The sequence below is a fragment of the Spirosoma pulveris genome (assembly GCF_054781875.1).
In genome coordinates, this window is sequence record NZ_BAAGTO010000001.1 from 151,702 (window position 1) to 171,452 (window position 19,751).

The window sequence follows — 19,751 nt, forward strand, 5'->3', positions numbered from 1 at the left end:
TTTTTGCCATCCCAACGGAAGGAGGGATGACAAAAAAAACGTTTAGTTTCTTAAATAGAAATTTGTGCTGATCAACTCATTTGGCTGGGCTGTATCACTTCTTCAGTGGCTTGGCGCTCATATAAAATGTTAGCTTACCGCCTTTCATGATGTCAGAGTGAGTAATGGTTGGCTCCGTCAGCAGCTTGCCGTTGAGAAGTACTTTCTGCACATACACATTTTTGTCGCCCTGGTTGATGGCTTCGATGGTGAACATCTGGCCGTTTTCCAGATTTAATCGCGCGCTTTTCACAGACGGACTGCCCAGCGAATACACCTCCGAGCCAGGCGATACCGGGTAAAAACCCATGGACGAAAACATATACCAGGCACTCATCTGGCCGCAATCGTCGTTGCCGCCCAACCCGTCGGGCGTCGATTTGTACTGCATGTTGAGGATCATCCGAACCCGTTCCTGCGTTTTCCAGGGTTGACCGGCCCAGTTGTACAGATAGGCGATGTGATGGGCCGGTTCGTTGCCGTGTATATAGCCGCCAATGATTCCCTCGCGGGTAATGTCTTCCGTTTCGGCGAAGAACTCATCGGGCAAGTGCATCGAGAAAAGACTATCCAGCCGGGTCGTAAACTTTTTGGCACCGCCCATAGTCTCCATCAGTGCCTTGGGGTCTTGCGGAACGAAAAAGCTGAAATTCCAGGAATTGCCTTCTATAAATCCCTGCCCGTCGGTTTTGTACACATCAAACTCCTTCTTGAACGAGCCATCCGCCAGTCGGGGGCGCATGAAACCAATCGACTTGTCGTAGACGTTTTTCCAGTTCTCCGACCGTTTCAGATATGTTTGATAAACGTCCTGCCGGTTCACCTTCCTCGCCAGTTGGGCAATGCACCAGTCGTCATAGGCATACTCCAGCGTGTTTGATACCGACGTGCCGTTTGACGTGGCGGGTATATAACCCCGGTCGATGTAGTCACCGATTCCCTCATAAGGTCGGTGGTTGGAGGTGGCTATACAGGCGTCGAGGGCTTTGCTGGCATCACCTTTATACACGCCTTTGATAATGGCATCGGCCACCACCGACACGCTATGGTAGCCACTCATGCACCAGTTTTCGTTGGCGTAATGCGACCAAACAGGCAGCATTTTCAGCGTGCTCTGGTCATAATGCTTCATCATGGATTGCACCATATCGTTGTTCCGCCCCGGTTGGATGAGGTTGAAGAACGGGTGCAGCGCCCGGTAGGTGTCCCAAAGTGAAAAGGTCGTGTAATTGGTAAATCCATTGGCCGTATGCACACCCTGATCCAGCCCTTTGTACTGCCCGTTGGCGTCCATGTACATCGTCGGATTGATGAACGAGTGATAGAGCGAGGTGTAGAAATTCACCTTGTCTGTTTCCGACGCGTCGATCTGAATCTTGTTCAGCTCACGATTCCAGTCGGCCTGCGCTTTGGCTTTGGTCTGGTCGAAGTTCCAGTGGGGGATTTCGGATTGCATATTCGCCAGCGCATTTTCCTGACTAACGGGTGATAAGGCCATCTTAAGTTTTACCTTCTCGCCCGCATCTGTATCGAAATCAAAATACATCCGGATTCGCTTGCCCGCAATCTCGGGGAAATTCTTCGTCTGGTCGAATTTTCGCCAGAAGCCCTTGTATACCTGCGGCTTATCCAGGTTTTTCTGGCCGTAGGATTTAAAAGGTTTAGAGAAAGACAGCGCGAAATAGACCGTTCGGGTGCGGGCCCAGCCGTTCGTTTGCCGGTAACCCGTTATCAATGTGTCGTTCACAACGCGCACATACGTCCAGACAACTTTATCGTCGTAATTGTAAATGCCGTGAGTCAAATCCAGAATGATGTGCGACTGGTCGGATTTAGGAAAGGTGTATTGATGAAAGCCAACCCGGCTGGAAGCGGTCAACTCAGCGGTGATGGCATGGTCGTCGAGTTTGACCTTATAGTAACCTGCTTCGGCCACTTCATTGGCATGGGAAAATGCCGAGCGATATCCGGTCTTAGGGTCCGAGGCTACACCCGGATTAAGTTGTAGAGACCCTTGGGTGGGCATGATTAGAAAGTCGCCCAGGTCCGAGTGGCCGGTTCCGCTGAAATGGGTGTGGCTGAAGCCGACGATCGTTTTGTCTTCGTACTTATACCCCGCGCAGTAATTATAGACTTTACCGTTGTACTTGCCATTGAGTTCATACGAAAGTGTATCTGAATCGGGGCTCAACTGCACGGAGCCAAAGGGCACAGTGGCACCCGGAAAGGTATGCCCCATTTTTTCCGTGCCAATGAGCGGGTGGACAAACGGGACGAGGTTCTGTTGTGCGAAGGAGAGGAGAACGAAGAACTGAAGAAGGAATGTTAAACTAATTTTCATCATTTTTTGCCACAGATCGAACCGCCGAAGCGGATACACGGAGGATAAGGAGATGCACAGCGTTTTGTGGATTTTCTGAAAAACGCACTCAGCCTGTAAAGCTAAGGGCTAAAAACTATAAAATCATTGGTAAGTGCTTTGGATGCTTAGTGGTGGCTTGTTTTTAAACAAACTATGAAGGTTATGAACACAGCGGCACAGAGGAGTACTTTAGTGAAACTCTGTGTTCAATAACCTTTTTTTATACCTGGTGGTCGTGCGAAACTGTAACGAAGTGTGCGAAAACGCACATTATTCTTTTGTCGATTTTTGTATAATATACTGATTATCAGTTAACTAATGGCTGGCACGCTGTTTGGCTACTTATCTGTGAGAAACTGCACAGAAAATGGATAAGGAACTTGCACCGGAAATCGCCAATCGTGGCCGCAATCGAAACTGGGTCGTCGGGATCACGGTGGTGGCTGTGCTGGCCCTGGTGATTGCCTGGACGCGAAACGCACTCAAAACCTCCGTCGATGCCAATCGAATCCGGACGGCAACGGCGGAATTGGGACCAGTGGAAAATTCACTCAATGCCACCGGCGAAGTCATTCCGGCTTACGAACAGATTTACACCAGCCCCATACGGGCCAGCATTCGGCGAGTGCTGCTTACCCCCGGCACGGCGGTCAAACCCGGCCAGCCCATTCTCGACCTCGATAAGTCGCTGACCGAAATCGAACTCGAAAAGCTGAATGACCAACTCGCGTTGAAGCGCAACGGAATCGACCAGCTACGGATGAAACTCAACAAAAGCCTGTACGATGCTGAAGTTAATGACCAGATAAAACTCCTGAACATCAGCCGGCTCCGGGCCGATCTGGAAGGAACGAAACGCTTACAGAAAGTAGGGGGGAGCACCGGCGAAGATGTAACTCGCGCCGAAAATGCCCTTCGAGTAGCCGAACTGGAGAAGAAACAACTGGAAAACGACCTCGCCTACAACCGGCAATCCATGGGTGCCAGCCTCCGCGAAACAAGCCTGCAAGCGCAGATCGAGGAGAAAAACCTGAAAGAACTGACCCATAAACTCAAGCAGGCCGATATCATTGCCGACCGGGCAGGCGTACTGACCTGGGTGAATGAAAACATCGGTTCGTCGGTGAACGAGGGCGAAATGCTGGCTAAGCTGGCTGATCTGGCCAGTTTCCGGGTCGAAGGGTCTTGTTCCGATGTGTACGCGGATCAGGTAAAAGTGGGCCTGCCGGTCATCATCAAAATGAACGAGACCAGTTTGCGTGGGCTGATTACGCAGGTGAAACCCGCCGTAAAAAACGGCATCGTTCAGTTTGTTATTCAACTGGACAACAGCCACCATGCTTCCCTGCGGCCGAATATGAAAGTGGAGGTATTTGTCATCACCGATCGGGTAGCGAATGCAGTGCGGGTGGCCAACGGTCCGGCGTTTAAAGGCAAACGGAAGCAATATGTGTTCGTCCTGCAAAAGGGAAGCCAGGTGGCGCACCGTCGGGAAGTGGCCTTGGGCCTGTCGAATTTCGACTTTGTGGAAATAAAGTCGGGTCTGCAGGCGGGTGAGCAGGTGATCCTGACGGATCTGAGCGAGTACGAGAATCTGGAAGAAATAACGATCGACCCCAAACGCTGAATCCAGATGGTTATGACCCGCTTTTACGTTTACTTAATAAGCTTGATTTTGGCCGCTCATCACCTCTTTGCCCAGGCCCAACCAACTCAAATAACGACCCTGGCCGACGTTATTCAACAGGCTCAGGGGCAATCGGTGGCGGCTAAACGGGCCAATACGCAGCAGCGCACCAATATCTGGGCCTACCGCTCGTTTCTGGCGCAGTTTAAGCCGCAGCTTAGTCTGGACGGGTCGCTGCCCAATTTTACGCGGTCGTATATACAAGTGACCCAGCCTGATGGAAACATCCGATTCGAGCCGGTTTCGTACAACAATTCGATTCTAAATCTGTCGCTGAGCCAGACCATTGCGCCAACGGGCGGAACCATTTTCGTTCAGAAGCAGATTCAGCGATTCGATAATTTCATCCAGAATAACACCCTTTACAACGGGATACCGTTTGGCATCGGGCTGGCGCAACCGCTGTTTCAGTTCAACCCCATGCGGTGGGATAAGAAGATACAGCCGCTGTTGTTCGCCGAAGGAAATCAGCAACTGATTGAATCGCTCGAACAGGTGTCGCTGTCGGCCACGACTTTGTATTTCGATCTACTGGTGGCGCAGGTGAACCTTCAGATCGCCGAAACGAACCGGGCTAACAACGATACGCTCTATCGAATCGCCCTGCATAAACTGGATCTGGGAAAAATCTCACAAAACGACCTGCTTCAATTGCAGTTAAGTGTGCTGAATGCCGAAAAAGATCTGGCGTCGGCCCTGCAAACGGCAGCTGTGGCGTCCCTCAAATTGAAAACGTTCGTCGGGTATCGGAACGAGAGTTCGGGCCAGTCGGCTCCCCTTGAGCTGGCCATTCCGAATCAGATTCCGGTCTTTGAGGTAGATGTAAAACGGGCCATTGATGAAGCGGTCGCCAACCGTTCGGCAGCCATCGGTTTCCGGCGGAGGCTGCTGGAAGCACAGCGTGACCTGGAGAAAGCCCGAAAAAATAACGGCCTGAATGCCACCCTGACAGCTGGTTATGGCCTCTCGAATCAGGGACCAAACTTCGGCGACATCTATGTTCGGCCGCAAAACCGGGAATATGTGGCGCTTCAGTTTACCCTCCCGATCATGACCTGGGGCCGGGCACAAGCCATTGTCGAAACGGCGAAGGCCAACCGGGAACTGGCCCAGCAAACGGTAGAGCAGGATAAACTAACCTTTGAGCAGGAGATTTTTACCCAGGTGACGCTCCTTCAGATGCTTCGACAACAGGTGACGCTAACGGCCAAAGCTGACCAGATTGGCCAGAGCCGCTACCAGATCGCGCAGGATCGGTTCAAACTCAGCGACCTAAGTGTGACCGATTTGGGGATTGCCACTCAGGAGAAAGACCGCGCCCGTCGCGATGCCATTCTGGCCTTGCGCGATTATTGGCAGGCGTATTACACGCTTCGATTGCTGACTTTATATGATTTTGAATCAAACCAGAAAATAAAATAGCAAAGGGCATAGGGTGTTGGGCATTGGGTAAAAATTCGCCACACCCCATACCCCACATCCTCTACCCAGTCCCCAACGCCAAACAGCCATGATATCACTCCAAAACATCGAAAAAGTCTACCGAACCAGCACCATTGAAACGCTGGCGCTGAACAACATCAACCTCGACATCAAAAAAGGGGAATTTGTGTCCATCATGGGTCCCTCGGGTTGTGGCAAGAGCACCTTGCTGAACGTCATGGGCCTGCTCGATGAGCCCTCAAAGGGGACCGTACAACTCGACGGCCAGCCTGTAACCAAATACACGGACAAGGAACTGGCCAAACTGCGAAACCAGAAGATCGGCTTCATATTTCAAAGCTTCCACCTGATCAATGACCTGACCGTGCTCGATAATGTCGAGATTCCGTTGCTGTATCGGTCAACGAACGGGAAACCCCGGCAGGAGTATGCCAAAGAAGCCCTCGCCAAAGTAGGGCTAAGCAACCGCATGAAGCACTTCCCGAAACAACTCTCGGGTGGGCAGAAGCAACGTGTAGCCATTGCCCGCGCCATTGTTGGCAACCCGGATATTATTCTGGCCGATGAACCGACTGGTAACCTCGACAGCGCTATGGGCAACGAAATTATGACGATCCTTCAGGAACTCAACAACGAAGGCGCCACGATTGTCATGGTCACGCACGACGAACAAATGGCCAAACGCACCCACCGACTCATCCGCCTTTTCGACGGCACGCAGGTAGTTTAAAAAGCGAAAGAGTAAAAGAGTGAAAGAGCGGTTGGCGCGTCAACCCACTTTTTCACTCTTTCGTCAACCACTCTTTCGCTCATTCACTCTTTCGCTCTTTAGTCATGCTACTGAACTACATAAAAATCGCCTGGAAGGTGTTGCTGCGGCATCCGTTCTACACCTTCATCACCCTCTTCGGTATCAGCCTCACGCTGACCGTGCTGATGGTATTGACCTCTTTTCTGGACCATCTGATCGGGAGCCATTATCCTGAAAATAAGCGGGATCGGATGCTGTACATCATGCAAATGCGTCAGCAGGATTCGAGCCGGACGTCGAATATGTCAGGCCCCATGAGTTTTAAATTTTTAACAGACTATGCCAAATCGCTAAAAATGCCTGAGCGGGTAACGATTACCACCTTTATCAATAGCTCGAACGCCTACGTGGGTTCTCAGAAAATTAAACTCAATACGAAATTTACCGATGCTGACTTCTGGCAGGTAACAGACTTTGACTTTCTGGAAGGTAAACCCTACAATGAACAGAATATTGCCAATGGTGATCAGGTGGCCGTGATCACTGACGACTTAAAAAAGCAATATTTTGACAATGCAACTGAACCGGTTATTGGTAAGGATATTGAAATAGAAAATATTCATTACAGAATCATTGGCGTGGTCAAAGCCAGTCCCTTCACCCGGCCCTTCACGTATGCCGACGTTTTCTTTCCGTACACTGCGCCTAAAAGTAATTACCGTGCCGCCGGGATGCGGGGTGGTTATGTGGCGATGATATTAGGGAAAGACAAAGCTGACTTGCCCGCCATTCAGGAAGAGTTTCAGAGTCATATCGACAGAATACCATTGCCCGGTATACAGGATGGATTTAAATACTCACTACTGGAGGTGAAAAGTGAGCCTTATCTGGATAATTTTTTAGGCCCTCTTCTGGAAGGAAACTCCGGATTAACGACTATTTTCTTTGGGGTAATTTCATTTGTCCTATTCATGTTAATGGGCTTGCCGGCCATCAACCTGGTGAATATCAACGTCAGCCGGATTATGGAACGGGCCTCAGAAATCGGTATTCGAAAAGCCTTTGGCGCACCTGTCCGAACCCTTATGTGGCAGTTTATCGTCGAGAATATTTTCATTACCCTCATTGGTGGCATCATTGCCTTAGGCCTGACAACAATCGCCATTCAGTTGATCAACACCAGTGGAATGATCGCCTACGCCGATCTGACAATCAATCTGAACGTCTTTTTAATCAGCTTACTCGTTTGTTTGATTTTTGGCTTGCTCTCGGGGGTATTACCGGCCCTCCGTATGTCAAAACTAACGATTGTCGAAGCGCTTAAATCTTAATCAACATGATCGCTCATCTGTTTAAACTAATCTGGAATAAAAAGAAGGCGCACGCTCTGCTGATCGTAGAGATCTGGGCGTCGTTTATGGTCCTGTTTGGCCTGGCCACACTGATTGTTGTGAATGTGGGAAACTATAGAGAACCGTTGGGTTTTAGCTATGAAAACGTCTGGGCGATTGGCCTGAAAGCGAACCAGGATACGGTTGGGATTGCCGATAAATTACAACGGGTCCAGCAACGATTGAGAGCTTACTCCGAAGTCGAGTCGGTTTCCCGAATGGGTAGCAATGTTCCATTTTCGTCAAGTCAAACGAACAATGGTATCGAGTACAAAAAGCGGAAAGTACTCGCCGACTTTTACACTACCGATGAGAATTTTGCAAGAACACTCGACATTTTAGTACCCCTTGGGCACTGGTACCGAAATGCCGATAGTGTAGGCAAATACACGCCGATACTAATTAATGAGAAGGCAAAAGAGGAATTATTTGAGAATGAAGATCCGCTGGGAAAAATCATTGGCGATCGGTTCAAAGTGGTTGGTGTGATCGCCAATTTCAAGGCAAAGGGTGAATTTATGTCGAATAAACCTGCCGTATTTGAATTGGCAAAAGCAGATGCCACCTGGGTGGATACGATGCTGATCAAAGTCAAACCCGGAACCGATGCTGCGTTTGAAGCCAAGGTTGTAAAAGATATTGCAGCCATGGTGACTGGGTGGAGTGTCGAAGTCGATTACTTAACCGATATGCGGAAAAATCAACACAACCTTGTCCTCGTACCGATTATCATTGCCCTAATCGTCAGTAGCTTTTTGCTGATTAACGTGGCGCTTGGCCTGTTCGGAGTGTTGAACCTGAGTATCGCCAAACGACGGGGTGAAATCGGTTTACGTCGGGCGTTGGGCGCTACAGCTAACGGAATCTCTACTCAGTTCATCGGCGAAATATGGGTATTAGCTACCTTCGCGCTGTTGATCGGGTTGTTGTTTGCCGCGCAGTTCCCGCTGCTCAATGTGTTTGATGTGAAAGCGGGCACCTACGTGACGGCCATTTTGATCGCTATGCTGATCATTTATGGAATTGTCACCCTGTGCGCCTTATTCCCCAGTCGGCAGGCAGCAGGCATCCAACCCGCCACGGCTTTACATGAAGAATAGACATTGGATTGGAACGCGGATCAAAACATGCTCCTCATCATAGACGACGATATTGCCATTCAGACCTCCCTTTCCTTACTGTTCAGGAAAGAAGGGTTCACCGTTCGCGTGGCCGATGGTCCGTTTGACGCCTTCGAGGTGCTGGATGACGAAACTCCCGAGTTGATATTGCTCGACATGAATTTCTCCGTGTCGACCACCGGCGATGATGGGCTTCGGTTACTGCGTCGGCTGCGGGAGCGGATCCCCAATGTACCCGTAATTTTGATAACGGGCTGGGGGAGTATCGACCTGGCAGTGGAGGGTATGAAAGCAGGGGCGAAAGATTTTATTACGAAACCCTGGCAGAATGACCACCTCGTGCAATCGGTACGGACAGCCCTCAACCTGGCGCAGCCGGTGGCGTCGTCGCCCAGTCGCCGGAAACTCGACCAGCAGTTTCGTTTTGATAATATTGTAGGGGAAGACCCGACGCTGCTCGACATCCTGACGACCATCGGACGGGTGGCACCTACGGATGCTCCCGTGCTCATTACGGGCGAAAGCGGGACTGGCAAAGAACTCATCGCCGAAGCCATTCACCAGAACAGCCGACGTCATCGGCAACCGTTCGTAAAAGTGAACTTGGGTGGCATTTCATCGACCTTGTTCGAGAGTGAGTTGTTTGGTCATGTGCGCGGGGCCTTCACCGACGCCAAAACCGATCGGATAGGGCGCTTCGAACTGGCCAACAAAGGATCTATTTTCTTAGACGAAATCGGCGATCTGGACCCAGCCAGTCAGGTTAAACTCCTGCGGGTATTGCAGGACCGCACTTTTGAGCCGTTGGGGAGCAGCAAATCCCGGACTGTTGATGTGCGGGTTATCTGCGCCACCAATCGGAACCTCGAAGAGATGGTCAGCAAGGGGCAGTTTCGGGAAGATCTGTTTTACCGGATCAACCTGATTTCGGTTCGACTCCCCGCCCTTCGCGAACGCCCCGGCGACATTCCTCTGCTGGCGACCTATTTTGTCGATAACCTCAAAATGATCTACGGCCGCCCCGACTTGCAGGTGAGTTCGGCGGCCCAGAAGTGGCTGAAAAATCTGTCCCTGCCCGGTAATATCCGGCAGCTCAAGAACGTAGTGGAGCGAACCGTTCTGTTGTCGGCCAATGATGAATTGCAGCCCGAAGACTTTGAGCAAAACGTTTCGCAAACGCCCGGCTCATTGGCTTCTGCCGGAACGCCGTACCACCCAACTCCACTGCCGCCCGTTGGGTCAATGACGCTGGAAGAAATGGAGTACCAGATGATACAGCGGGCTATGGCGTTTCATCAGAACCGGGTAGCCAAAGTGGCGCGGGCGCTGGGCATTACCCGTTTTGCGCTTTACCGCCGATTAGAGAAATTTGGCATTCCCTACACCACAGAGGAATGAAACTACCCCTGCGAACGCGTTACCTGATTTACATCACCCTGCTGCACCTCGTGCTGTTGGGAATGATTGGTTGGGAGTTGCGCGAAAATAAACTCCTGTTCATTGCCTCCGAAGTGCTTATTTTAATTTCCGGCTACGTGGCTGTCCGTATCTATCGGGCGTTTCAGCAACCGTCGGAGTTTATCGCGTCGGGTATTGAAGCCATTCGGGACAAGGATTTTACCGTCAAATTTGTGCCGACGGGCAATCAGGAGGTCGATGAACTCATTACGGTTTATAACCTTATGATCGACCAGCTTCGGCAGGAGCGCACCCGGCAGGTCGAACAGCAATTTTTCCTGAATAAACTGGTTGAAGCGGCTCCCATCGCCATACTGATCTTCGATTTCGATGGCAATATTGCGTCAATCAATCCCAGAGCCAGCCAACTGTTGTCGGTGCAGCCGGACCAGGTGGTTGGGAAACCGCTTTCCGATATTGGGTTTTCGCTGCTTGCCCAGATGGCCGACCTGGAAGACGGTCAGTCGCGGGTGATGAAGCCCAACGGGATCGAGACATTTAAAGTGCTCCGGTCGAACTTCATGGATCGCGGCTTCCGGCGGTCATTTCTGATCATTGAAGAGCTGACGCCCGAAATACTGGCTACCGAGCGGAAATCATATAGCAAGGTGATTCGGATGATGGCCCATGAAGTGAACAACTCCATCGGTGCCGTCAACTCAATTCTCGATGTAACAACCTCGTATGTGAACGAGCCGGATGTGAAGCACGCCATACAGGTCGCCATTGAGCGGAACAACCGCCTGAATCGTTTCATGAGCCGATTTGCCGATGTCGTCCGCCTGCCCCAGCCCCAGAAACGACCGGTCGATGTGAACGAACTATTGCGTAACGTGGTGCAGCTGTTACAACCTCAGGCCACTGCCAGGGGCGTTTTGCTGACCGGCGTGGCAACAAGAATAAACCGGCAGATGGTCGATACGGAGCAGATAGAGCAGGTACTGATCAACGTCATTAAAAACGCCATCGACGCCTGCGAAGCCGGGCAGCGTGTTGAGGTAATCGACACGCCAACAACTCTTTTGATTCGCGACAATGGACAACCCATTCCTGAAGAGGTGGCGCCTAACTTATTCAATCCGTTTTACAGCACCAAGCCCGAGGGACAGGGCATTGGCCTTACCCTCACGCGGGAGATTCTGCTCAGCCACCAGTTCACGTTTTCGCTGAAGTCCAACGAAGAGGGGTGGACCGAATTCCGGATTGGATTTTAGGCGATGCAACTTTTTTTGTGACTAACGTTATATTTGTACGGATATAACGGGTGGATTCTCCTGGCAGAATCAAAAAGATCAATGAAAAAACTGCTTATTTTTTTGCTTCTCTGTCCAGTCACTCTTCTGGCGCAATCGCTTCGGGTGGCGGTGGCGGCCAACGCCCAGTTTGTGATGGAGCAGTTGAAAACTACATATCAAAAAAGGACCGGAACGGCTATTGAGATGATTGTCAACTCGTCGGGAAAGCTAACCACGCAAATTCAGCAGGGGGCCCCCTACGATGTGTTTCTGTCGGCGGATATGCAGTACCCGCAAACGCTGCACAAGTCCGGACTGACGGTTGACACACCAGTGATCTACGCCTATGGGTCGCTGGTGCTTTGGTCAACGGGCGACTTACCCATAAATGCTGATCTTTCTGTGCTAGCCAATACTGCTGTTCGGCATATAGCCATTGCCAATCCCGAAACGGCTCCGTATGGCGAAGCGGCCATTTCGTATCTGAAGTTCAAAAAGCTACTGGATAAAGTGAAGCCCAAACTGGTGTACGGCGAAAGCATTGCGCAGGTCAACCAATACATCTTGTCGGGAGCGGCCGAAGTTGGATTTACGGCCAAGTCGGTGGTGCTCGACCCCGGCTTGAGCAAGAAAGGACACTGGATCGATTTGCCACAAACGGGCTATGCGCCCATTGCGCAGGGCGTGGTTATTCTGAAGCGAACGAGTCAGGAGAAAGCTGCCCGACAGTTTGTTCAGTTTTTGCGTAGTCCGGAAGCCCGGCGTACTTTGCAGCAGTTTGGTTACCGTTCACCCGCTTCCTGATTTTGTTTCTCATGCCCATTGACTGGGAACCCATCTGGCTAACCCTCCGCCTGGCCGGTATAACCACAGTTTTACTCCTCCTGATCGGTGTGCCGCTGGCTGGATGGCTGGCCCTCAGCCGTTTCTGGCTCAAGCCGGTTGTGGAGGCACTCATTAGCCTGCCGCTGGTTTTACCGCCTTCGGTCGTTGGCTTCTATCTGTTGCTGGCCTTCAGCCCAACCAGCGCGCTTGGTGCCTGGCTACTGAAAACGGTTGATGTGCAGCTTGTCTTTTCGTTCGAGGGGCTGGTAATCGCGTCGCTGCTGTACAGTTTACCGTTTATGGTTCATCCCATTCAGGCGGGGCTGGAAAACCTGCCCGTCTCGTGGCGTGAAGCAGCTTACACCCTTGGTCAATCGCCAAGGCGAACGTTTTGGCGGGTGTTGCTGCCCAATTGCAAACCCGCCTTACTCACCGGCATTGTGCTGACCTTTGCACACACTATCGGCGAATTCGGGCTCGTGCTTATGATTGGCGGGAACTTGCCGGGGCAAACGAGGGTGGCTTCCATTGCCATTTACAACGAAGTGGAGCAGCTCCATTTCGAAACCGCCCATGCTTACGCGGCTCTGCTGCTGGGAATTTCTTTTGCCATACTTTTACTGGTGTATGCCATTAATAAACGGGTTACGGTATGATACACATCGACGTTGTGATGCCCCGGCTGTTTACCGAAGGGACCCGTGACTTACAGGTTAAGCTAACTATTGAACCCGGCACCCTCACGGCACTGATCGGTCCGTCCGGCTCCGGGAAAACGACCCTGTTGCGCTTGCTGGCCGGACTGGAAAACCCAGCACAGGGCCGGATCACGGTCGAGGAGGAGGTGTGGCTGGATAAGGAGATGAAGCTAAATCTGTCTCCTCAAAAGCGGTCAATCGGCTTTGTTTTTCAGGATACTGCCTTGTTCCCAAACATGACCGTACTGGAAAATATTCTGTTTGCTGTCCCAAAAGGCCAGTCGGACTTTGCGCACGAGCTAATCAAAACAACCGGGTTAGACGCCTTTATCAATACGAAACCATTAGCTTTATCGGGTGGGCAGCGCCAGCGGGTAGCCCTCGTCCGTGCCCTTGTCCGACAACCGAAACTATTGCTGCTCGATGAGCCATTTGCTGCTTTGGATGCTCAATCTAGTGAACAGCTTCGGCAAGTGCTCCTTGATTTACATACCCGTTGGAGTACGACAACGCTTTTGGTGAGTCACCACGAAGCGGATGTGGAGGCTTTGGCTGATCGGGTGGTTCAACTGGTGCAGGGGCGTATACAAACCGACAGACGCCGGGGGGAGCGGGGGGCTGCTGCGCCGGTTGCTGAACCCATAACGAACATTACGTTTGATGAGCAACTGCAACTGTGGGTCATCGAAACGGCAACCACACAAATACGCTCTGCAAGTCCTGTTTGGGAACAGTGGAAGGTAGGGGATTTAATACAGATTGGAGGGGTCGTAAAGTAAGTGGTTATATGATATTCACCCCACCCCAACCCCTCCCCTAAAAAAAGGGGAGGGGCTAAAAAAGTGACCAGCAAAAGCCCCTCTCCTTTTTTTTCAAGGGGAGGGGTTGGGGTGGGGTAGACACTTCATAATTTATACTATTTTTATTTCATAAATAGAAGATTATCAGGTAGTTGTGATGTTTGTATTCTGAACCAAACCCCACCCTTAGCTGTTATTTAGTTACATCTGCAAATGCACGTTATGCCCGATTTCAATCCGTCAATTATCCTGTATACAGCCGACGCGCTCAACGATAGGGGAAAAGCGGTTCTGTCGCAATTTCCTCAAGCAGAAACGCTTGAAGTGAAGCAGCATAACCGCCTACCGGAGTTGGGTATGAACCATTTCAAGGTCAAATCCGATGTGCTGGTACTGGGTAAGCTCAAAACGCAGGATATTAAGTGGAGCGGCCGGAGTTCAGATTATATCGCGCCAAGTTTAGCGAACGGCTGCTTTGGTGCCTGTACCTATTGCTATGTCGACCGGCACAAGAACGTGAATCCCATTACGCTCTTTACAAATATCGACGAGAATCTGGCGAGTATCGACGCCCATGTCAACTCGCTGGCCTGGCCTAAGCCCGTAAACCAAACCGATGCAACATTCTGGACCTACGATATTGGCTGTAACTCCGACATTTCGGTTGATTATGACCTGACGCCCGGCATTCAGCAGGTCTTTGAATTTTACCGCGACCATTCCAAAGCGAAAGCTACCTTCGCCACGAAGTTCGTGAATCCGGCAATGCTCAACTTCGACCCGAAGCGGAAAATACGAATCCGGTTTAGTCTAATGCCTGCTCACGTCAGCAAGCTGGTCGATGTGCGCACCGATTCGATCGAGAAGCGCATAGCCGCCATCAATGATTTTTACGAGGCTGGGTATGAAGTACACGTCAATTTCTCTCCCGTCATTGTGTATAGCGGCCCCGATGGGGATAAGAAAGCTTGGCGAAACGACTACCGGGAGTTATTCCGCCAGCTCGATGCCTCTTTGCGCCCCGAAGTCCGGCAGCAACTCAAGTGTGAAGTTATCTTCCTGACGCACAACCAGCGGCAGCACCAGGCTAACTTAGCCATCAACCCTAAAGCTGAAGAATTGCTTTGGGTGCCCGAATTGCAGGAGAGCAAAGTAAGTCAGTTCGGGGGGTGGAACATCCGATACGAGCATCAGCTAAAGCGAAAAATGATTGCCGTTTTTGAGGATATGGTCCGCGATGAAATACCCTGGTGCGAGATTCGCTATATATTTTAAAGAAGAAGGCCCGTCAGTAACGGGCCTTCTTCTTTGTTAATCGACGCTGTTCGCGTTCTTCTTGCTCTTCTCAACTTTATCCGGATCGTTCTTTTCCGTTGTCTTTTTTGTTGACCGTTGATGGCTGCCGCTTTTACCGGCTTTGCCTTCCTCCTTCTGGTTCTTCGAACTATTAGCCCCACCAATTTGTGGCGAATAGTACTTGATAAACAGGTTCATACCGGTAGCGATTCAGGAATTAATTCGTCTTACTACCGCCTTTGCTGCCGCCCGACGAGCCACCGGCACTGCGGCCGCCTTTCGACGAACTTTTGTGCGAAGTTGAACTCCGGCCGTTTCCTTTTTCGCCGTGACCAGTTCCGTTGTCCTGATTATCCGTAATTCGCTGGCCTTCGTACGATTCTTCGACTTTTTCCAGGGTCTTGTCTGCCATAACGTTGTTTGGTTTAGTTGTGGCAGAAAAACGGGTCAGCGGGCGTTTTGTTTGACGTGTTCGTCCATCGAAAACCGACCGGAACCGATGACTAGAAACAGCAGCAGGAGCATCAAAACGATGACCGAAAGCCACAATTCCGAATTCATTGGCGAGAAGCCCTGACGGATATTGACGAAGAAGAGCGCACCAACCAGAATGGGTAGTTGCAGGACGACCATCAACCGGGTCAGGCAACCAAGGGCAATCAGAAAACCGCCCATCAAATGCGCAAACGCTACGTAATGAACGAGAATAACCGGGAGAAGACCGAAGTGAAGACCACCAACCAAATTGGTCAGGTAGGCCGTGTCGCTAATGAAACTTACGCCTTTCAGAAAGAGAATAATCCCTAACACAATCCGTAAACCATCCGTCCACGCGGGGTGGTGCGTGTCGCCCCATTGTTCAACGCGATTTAATAGGTTCATAGCTGTAAGCGGTTTAGTGAAAACTAACCGAATATAAGCGAAATGAACTTGATTGTCAAGGGGTTATTTGTTTGTAAAAGGCTGGCGCGAGTATATACTCGTGCTTTGATAAAGTCAGAATTCACTGACGCAAGCGAACCGGGACGCCGGACCGGCTTGCAATATAAAAGGCACGAGTAAATACTCGCGCCAGCTCTACTCCAAAGGCCCAACATGCACGGGTGCCATGTGCTCGGCCTCGTCGGGCTCGAATAAGCGCGACCGGATCATGAAACGGACGCCCATTGGTATTTCGAGGGAGAAACTGGCTCCCCGTCCGGGAGTGACGTCAATGGTCAGGTGTGTGTGCTGCCAATATTCAAACTGGTCGCTCGACATCCAGAAATTACACCCTTCGATTTGCCCAAGCAACACGTCCGACGAGCCGATGATGAACTCGCCTTCCTCGTAGCACATGGGCGACGAGCCATCACAGCATCCACCGCTTTGGTGAAACATCAGCGGGCCGTGTTCAGCTTTGATTTTGTTAATAACATCGACAGCCGCTGGAGTTATATCAACACGGGAAGTGGTTTGAGTCGTCATAAGCGAGAGTTATTAATACGTTTTAGAGCACCCGAACCACCTGTGTTAGTGGCTGCACATCCGTAAAGTTAGGGATGTCGCCCAGCAGTTCAGCACCGTTTGTTCCCATCCCTTTGTCCAGTTCGTCGGCTGTGTTGAAAGACAGAAAGGTAATCATCGCATAAGGCGGGGGCGTGTCACCGCCAGCCAGTCCTTCATTCATATCAACGCCGATGAGGCCAAACGGTGTTAGCCGCTCTTTCACCAAAGGAATGTGTTTTTCCAGGTAATATGTCAGATCAAACTGACTTTTTTCTGTCTTGGGGTAAAGAACGGTTAAGCGAATCATAGCAAAATAATTAAAGAGCGCAAGCATGAAAGAGCGAGAGCGTGAAAGGTAGCTATTTGCCGGGGTTTTCACACTCTCGCTCTTTCATTCATACGCTTTTTGTTTCAATCAAAAGAAACCAAGTTTGTTTTTGCTGTAAGAAATCAGCAGGTTTTTCACCTGACGGTAGTGGTTCAGCATCATCAGGTGGTTCTCGCGACCGAAGCCCGACTTCTTATAACCGCCAAACGGTGCGTGAGCCGGATAATCATGGTAGCAGTTCACCCACACCCGACCGGCCTGAATCTGCCGGGGAATGGTGTACAGCTCATGCGCATCGCGGGACCAGAAACCGGCACCCAGGCCATACAGCGTGTCATTGGCAATGGCAACGGCTTCGTCGGCATCCTTAAAGGTCGTCACCGACAGGACGGGCCCGAAGATTTCTTCCTGAAAAATCCGCATTTTGTTGTTGCCTTTGAAGATCGTTGGCTGAATGTAGTAGCCACCCTCTATGGTATCAGCCGGGCCACCACCGGTCAGCACTTCAGCGCCTTCCTGCTTGCCAATGTCAATATAAGAAAGGATTTTCTCATACTGGTCGTTGCTTGCCTGGGCACCCATCATGGTGTCCGGATCGAGCGGGTGACCAAGCTTGATGGCTTTGGTCCGGGCAATGACTCGCTCCATGAACTTGTCGTAGATGTCTTCGTGAACCAACAAACGCGACGGGCAGGTACAGATTTCGCCCTGATTCAGCGCGAACATGACAGCACCTTCTACGCACTTGTCGAAGAACTCGTCGTCGGCATCTGCTATGGACTTCATGAAGATGTTCGGCGATTTACCACCCAGCTCCATCGTAACCGGAATGAGGTTTTCCGACGCATACTGCATAATTAGACGCCCGGTGGTGGTTTCACCCGTGAAGGCTACCTTATTAATTCCCTTGTGTTGGGCCAGTGGTTTGCCCGCTTCCGGTCCGAAACCCTGTATGATGTTAACCACACCCGCCGGTACAATGCCTTCCAGTAACTCGAACAAGACCGTCAGCGACGTTGGCGTCTGCTCGGCGGGCTTGATCACTACGCAGCAGCCAGCAGCCAGCGCCGGAGCCAATTTCCAGGTTGCCATCAGCAGCGGGAAATTCCAGGGGATAATCTGACCAACTACGCCCACGGGTTCTTTAATGATGAGTGACAGCGTATCCGCATTCAGTTCGGTGGCTGAGCCTTCTTCGGCCCGAATGACACCGGCAAAATAGCGGAAGTGGTCGACGCAGAGCGGAAGGTCGGCCGCCATCGTTTCGCGAAGGGCCTTACCGTTCTCGACTGTTTCGACACGCGCTAAAAACTCCAGATTCTTTTCAATTACATCAGCAATCTGAAGGAGCACTTTGCTGCGCTCTGTAGCTGATGTTTTACCCCATGTTTCAAAGGCTTTCTGGGCAGCGGCAACGGCCAGATCGACGTCGGCCGCTTTTGAGCGGGGCATCTTGGCGATCAGGCTGCCGTCTACCGGCGATGTATTTTCAAAATACTCCCCACCAACCGGTGGTACCCACTTGCCACCAATATAATTATCATAATGCGACCGGAACTTAGGCCGGCTTGGGTGGGTCTCAACGAGCTCAAGGGTTTCCATACAGCTATAAGAAAGGATTATGTTCTACTAAAATCGTCACAAATTTTGCCAGAATTATTCAATTGGAATTGAGCAAAAGTATCGCATTGTTGCACTATCCTATCAAATAATTGTGCACTTCCTTTCTTCAAAACGTTAATTTGACTACTTTCTTCTAAAAGTATGCCAATAAACTATGGGAAAAAGCATATAAGCTTGACAAGCTGTACTAAATTGCAATACACTACCATAGACCTGGCCATTTACTAACCGTTGATTTCCCATCATGAAACGTGAAGCGATTGTTTCTTTCGATGTTTCCAGCCACCTGAAGGGCCGCAAGCTTGAGCAGGAGGTTGAAAACAGGACGGCATACACCATCGATACCGCTGAACTCAATATTTATGAAACACAGCATGTTGCTGAAAAGGTAGAACTGACGTTTACCAGTCCGGTACTGGCCAGCATGATACGGGGCAAAAAAGTGATGCACCTGCCCGGCACGCCATCGTTCGATTTCTTACCGGGAGAGTCCGTCATCGTACCCGGTGACGAAACCATGTGCATCGACTTTCCGGAAGCGCAGGTTCAGAATCCAACCCAATGCCTGGCGCTGGCGATTGCCCCTGATAAAGTTCGGCAGGTCACCGATCTGCTCAATGACCGCACCCCACTGATCGATACGCAGCAGGGCTGGCAGTTTGGACAGCATAATTTTTTCCTGACCAACGACGTTCCCATTCACCAGCTGATTGCGCGTCTGGTTTATATTTTTACGGAAAATAACCGGGCTAAAGAGGTGTTTGCCAACCTGATAATTCAGGAATTGGTGGTTCGGCTCATGCAAACACAGGCCCGAACGTTACTACTGAGTCCCGAGACGGCCTTCGCTAACGTGAACAGGCTGGCGCATGTGGCGCAGTATATCAATAAACACTTGCATCGGAGTCTGCAAATCAAGGAGCTGGCTGATGAGGCCTGCATGAGCGAACCCAACTTCTACAGAACGTTCAAACAGACGTTTGGCATGACACCCGTTGATTACATCAACCAGCAACGGCTGGCACTGGCTTCTCAATTGCTGCGCACCACAAATCGCAGTTTAGACGATATTAGTATGGAGTGCGGATTTAACAACCTGACGTATTTTATGAAGTTGTTCAGGCGCGAGATTGGGGCGTCGCCAACGCAGTACCGCAAACGGATTCTTCCGTCCTGAAAAGGCCATTCTTTGGCAGTAAAGGTGAT

Annotated in this window: 19 protein-coding genes; 12 read left to right on the forward strand and 7 right to left on the reverse strand. The window is 50.8% G+C overall.

Features of this window, described 5'->3' with window-relative positions; translation table 11 throughout:
- Window positions 1-94: 94 nt before the first annotated feature.
- Complete coding sequence (locus ACYVJM_RS00615) at window positions 95-2,383, reverse strand: GH92 family glycosyl hydrolase (RefSeq protein ID WP_461146267.1); 2,289 nt, start codon at window positions 2,381-2,383, stop codon at window positions 95-97.
- A gap of 385 nt (window positions 2,384-2,768) precedes the next feature.
- Between ACYVJM_RS00615 and ACYVJM_RS00620 the strand changes: the two genes are divergently transcribed.
- The 11 genes from ACYVJM_RS00620 (at window position 2,769) to ACYVJM_RS00670 (ending at window position 15,085) form a co-directional block, all read left to right on the forward strand.
- A complete protein-coding gene (locus ACYVJM_RS00620) occupies window positions 2,769-4,028 on the forward strand; it encodes an efflux RND transporter periplasmic adaptor subunit (protein ID WP_461146268.1) in 1,260 nt (419 codons plus the stop codon).
- A gap of 12 nt (window positions 4,029-4,040) precedes the next feature.
- Window positions 4,041-5,510: a TolC family protein gene (locus ACYVJM_RS00625; RefSeq protein ID WP_461146269.1), complete on the forward strand. Its 1,470-nt coding sequence runs from the start codon at window positions 4,041-4,043 to the stop codon at window positions 5,508-5,510.
- Between the two features lie 88 nt (window positions 5,511-5,598).
- Entirely contained in the window at window positions 5,599-6,261 is a 663-nt protein-coding gene (locus ACYVJM_RS00630; protein WP_461146270.1) for an ABC transporter ATP-binding protein, read from the forward strand.
- A 104-nt stretch (window positions 6,262-6,365) separates the two neighbouring features.
- Window positions 6,366-7,613, forward strand: a complete 1,248-nt coding sequence (locus tag ACYVJM_RS00635; RefSeq protein WP_461146271.1) for an ABC transporter permease — start codon at window positions 6,366-6,368, stop codon at window positions 7,611-7,613.
- Window positions 7,614-7,618: 5 nt separating this feature from the next.
- The gene (locus ACYVJM_RS00640; protein ID WP_461146272.1) at window positions 7,619-8,773 is read left to right on the forward strand and encodes an ABC transporter permease; all 1,155 of its coding nucleotides are present in this window, start codon (window positions 7,619-7,621) and stop codon (window positions 8,771-8,773) included.
- A 27-nt stretch (window positions 8,774-8,800) separates the two neighbouring features.
- Window positions 8,801-10,192, forward strand: a complete 1,392-nt coding sequence (locus ACYVJM_RS00645; RefSeq protein ID WP_461146273.1) for a sigma-54-dependent transcriptional regulator — start codon at window positions 8,801-8,803, stop codon at window positions 10,190-10,192.
- Window positions 10,189-11,466 carry a sensor histidine kinase gene (locus ACYVJM_RS00650; protein ID WP_461146274.1) on the forward strand — a complete coding sequence of 426 codons (1,278 nt, stop codon included), beginning with the start codon at window positions 10,189-10,191 and terminating at the stop codon, window positions 11,464-11,466. Before ACYVJM_RS00645 ends, ACYVJM_RS00650 begins: the two co-directional genes overlap by 4 nt.
- 81 nt (window positions 11,467-11,547) lie before the next feature.
- Window positions 11,548-12,291, forward strand: coding sequence for a molybdate ABC transporter substrate-binding protein (modA, locus tag ACYVJM_RS00655; protein WP_461146275.1), 744 nt, complete (start codon window positions 11,548-11,550; stop codon window positions 12,289-12,291).
- A gap of 11 nt (window positions 12,292-12,302) precedes the next feature.
- Entirely contained in the window at window positions 12,303-12,968 is a 666-nt protein-coding gene (modB, locus tag ACYVJM_RS00660) for a molybdate ABC transporter permease subunit (protein WP_461146276.1), read from the forward strand.
- A complete protein-coding gene (locus ACYVJM_RS00665) occupies window positions 12,965-13,789 on the forward strand; it encodes a sulfate/molybdate ABC transporter ATP-binding protein (RefSeq protein WP_461146277.1) in 825 nt (274 codons plus the stop codon). The genes modB and ACYVJM_RS00665 overlap by 4 nt, the downstream gene beginning before the upstream one ends.
- A gap of 243 nt (window positions 13,790-14,032) precedes the next feature.
- The gene (locus tag ACYVJM_RS00670) at window positions 14,033-15,085 is read left to right on the forward strand and encodes a spore photoproduct lyase family protein (RefSeq protein WP_461147717.1); all 1,053 of its coding nucleotides are present in this window, start codon (window positions 14,033-14,035) and stop codon (window positions 15,083-15,085) included.
- A 36-nt stretch (window positions 15,086-15,121) separates the two neighbouring features.
- On the opposite strand, the gene ACYVJM_RS00675 is transcribed toward ACYVJM_RS00670, so the two are convergent.
- The 6 genes from ACYVJM_RS00675 to ACYVJM_RS00700 form a co-directional block, all read right to left on the reverse strand.
- On the reverse strand, window positions 15,122-15,304 hold the full coding sequence (locus tag ACYVJM_RS00675) for a hypothetical protein (protein ID WP_461146278.1): 183 nt from the start codon (window positions 15,302-15,304) through the stop codon (window positions 15,122-15,124).
- A gap of 19 nt (window positions 15,305-15,323) precedes the next feature.
- Window positions 15,324-15,518 (reverse strand): hypothetical protein, encoded by a 195-nt coding sequence (locus ACYVJM_RS00680; protein WP_461146279.1) that lies wholly within the window; start codon window positions 15,516-15,518, stop codon window positions 15,324-15,326.
- 35 nt (window positions 15,519-15,553) lie between these two features.
- The gene (locus tag ACYVJM_RS00685) at window positions 15,554-15,988 is read right to left on the reverse strand and encodes a DoxX family protein (protein ID WP_461146280.1); all 435 of its coding nucleotides are present in this window, start codon (window positions 15,986-15,988) and stop codon (window positions 15,554-15,556) included.
- 195 nt (window positions 15,989-16,183) lie between these two features.
- On the reverse strand, window positions 16,184-16,573 hold the full coding sequence (locus tag ACYVJM_RS00690) for a DUF779 domain-containing protein (protein WP_461146281.1): 390 nt from the start codon (window positions 16,571-16,573) through the stop codon (window positions 16,184-16,186).
- A 22-nt stretch (window positions 16,574-16,595) separates the two neighbouring features.
- Window positions 16,596-16,901, reverse strand: coding sequence for an EthD family reductase (locus ACYVJM_RS00695; protein ID WP_461146282.1), 306 nt, complete (start codon window positions 16,899-16,901; stop codon window positions 16,596-16,598).
- A gap of 108 nt (window positions 16,902-17,009) precedes the next feature.
- Window positions 17,010-18,524 carry an aldehyde dehydrogenase family protein gene (locus tag ACYVJM_RS00700; protein ID WP_461146283.1) on the reverse strand — a complete coding sequence of 505 codons (1,515 nt, stop codon included), beginning with the start codon at window positions 18,522-18,524 and terminating at the stop codon, window positions 17,010-17,012.
- 265 nt (window positions 18,525-18,789) lie between these two features.
- Here ACYVJM_RS00700 and ACYVJM_RS00705 point away from each other — a divergent pair, with 265 nt between their 5' ends.
- Window positions 18,790-19,722 carry an AraC family transcriptional regulator gene (locus ACYVJM_RS00705; protein WP_461146284.1) on the forward strand — a complete coding sequence of 311 codons (933 nt, stop codon included), beginning with the start codon at window positions 18,790-18,792 and terminating at the stop codon, window positions 19,720-19,722.
- Window positions 19,723-19,751 lie beyond the last annotated feature (29 nt).

Excerpts from the sequence above, each read along its gene's own strand:
- ACYVJM_RS00690 (WP_461146281.1), bottom strand. The coding sequence starts at position 16,573 with ATGACGACTCAAACCACTTCCCGTGTTGATATAACTCCAGCGGCTGTC.
- ACYVJM_RS00675 (WP_461146278.1), bottom strand. The coding sequence starts at position 15,304 with ATGAACCTGTTTATCAAGTACTATTCGCCACAAATTGGTGGGGCTAAT.
- ACYVJM_RS00640 (WP_461146272.1), top strand. The coding sequence starts at position 7,619 with ATGATCGCTCATCTGTTTAAACTAATCTGGAATAAAAAGAAGGCGCAC.
- ACYVJM_RS00625 (WP_461146269.1), top strand. The coding sequence starts at position 4,041 with ATGACCCGCTTTTACGTTTACTTAATAAGCTTGATTTTGGCCGCTCAT.
- ACYVJM_RS00650 (WP_461146274.1), top strand. The coding sequence starts at position 10,189 with ATGAAACTACCCCTGCGAACGCGTTACCTGATTTACATCACCCTGCTG.
- modA (WP_461146275.1), top strand. The coding sequence starts at position 11,548 with ATGAAAAAACTGCTTATTTTTTTGCTTCTCTGTCCAGTCACTCTTCTG.
- modB (WP_461146276.1), top strand. The coding sequence starts at position 12,303 with ATGCCCATTGACTGGGAACCCATCTGGCTAACCCTCCGCCTGGCCGGT.
- ACYVJM_RS00670 (WP_461147717.1), top strand. The coding sequence starts at position 14,033 with ATGCCCGATTTCAATCCGTCAATTATCCTGTATACAGCCGACGCGCTC.
- ACYVJM_RS00665 (WP_461146277.1), top strand. The coding sequence starts at position 12,965 with ATGATACACATCGACGTTGTGATGCCCCGGCTGTTTACCGAAGGGACC.
- ACYVJM_RS00620 (WP_461146268.1), top strand. The coding sequence starts at position 2,769 with ATGGATAAGGAACTTGCACCGGAAATCGCCAATCGTGGCCGCAATCGA.
- ACYVJM_RS00685 (WP_461146280.1), bottom strand. The coding sequence starts at position 15,988 with ATGAACCTATTAAATCGCGTTGAACAATGGGGCGACACGCACCACCCC.
- ACYVJM_RS00695 (WP_461146282.1), bottom strand. The coding sequence starts at position 16,901 with ATGATTCGCTTAACCGTTCTTTACCCCAAGACAGAAAAAAGTCAGTTT.
- ACYVJM_RS00635 (WP_461146271.1), top strand. The coding sequence starts at position 6,366 with ATGCTACTGAACTACATAAAAATCGCCTGGAAGGTGTTGCTGCGGCAT.
- ACYVJM_RS00705 (WP_461146284.1), top strand. The coding sequence starts at position 18,790 with ATGAAACGTGAAGCGATTGTTTCTTTCGATGTTTCCAGCCACCTGAAG.
- ACYVJM_RS00615 (WP_461146267.1), bottom strand. The coding sequence starts at position 2,383 with ATGATGAAAATTAGTTTAACATTCCTTCTTCAGTTCTTCGTTCTCCTC.
- ACYVJM_RS00680 (WP_461146279.1), bottom strand. The coding sequence starts at position 15,518 with ATGGCAGACAAGACCCTGGAAAAAGTCGAAGAATCGTACGAAGGCCAG.
- ACYVJM_RS00700 (WP_461146283.1), bottom strand. The coding sequence starts at position 18,524 with ATGGAAACCCTTGAGCTCGTTGAGACCCACCCAAGCCGGCCTAAGTTC.
- ACYVJM_RS00645 (WP_461146273.1), top strand. The coding sequence starts at position 8,801 with ATGCTCCTCATCATAGACGACGATATTGCCATTCAGACCTCCCTTTCC.
- ACYVJM_RS00630 (WP_461146270.1), top strand. The coding sequence starts at position 5,599 with ATGATATCACTCCAAAACATCGAAAAAGTCTACCGAACCAGCACCATT.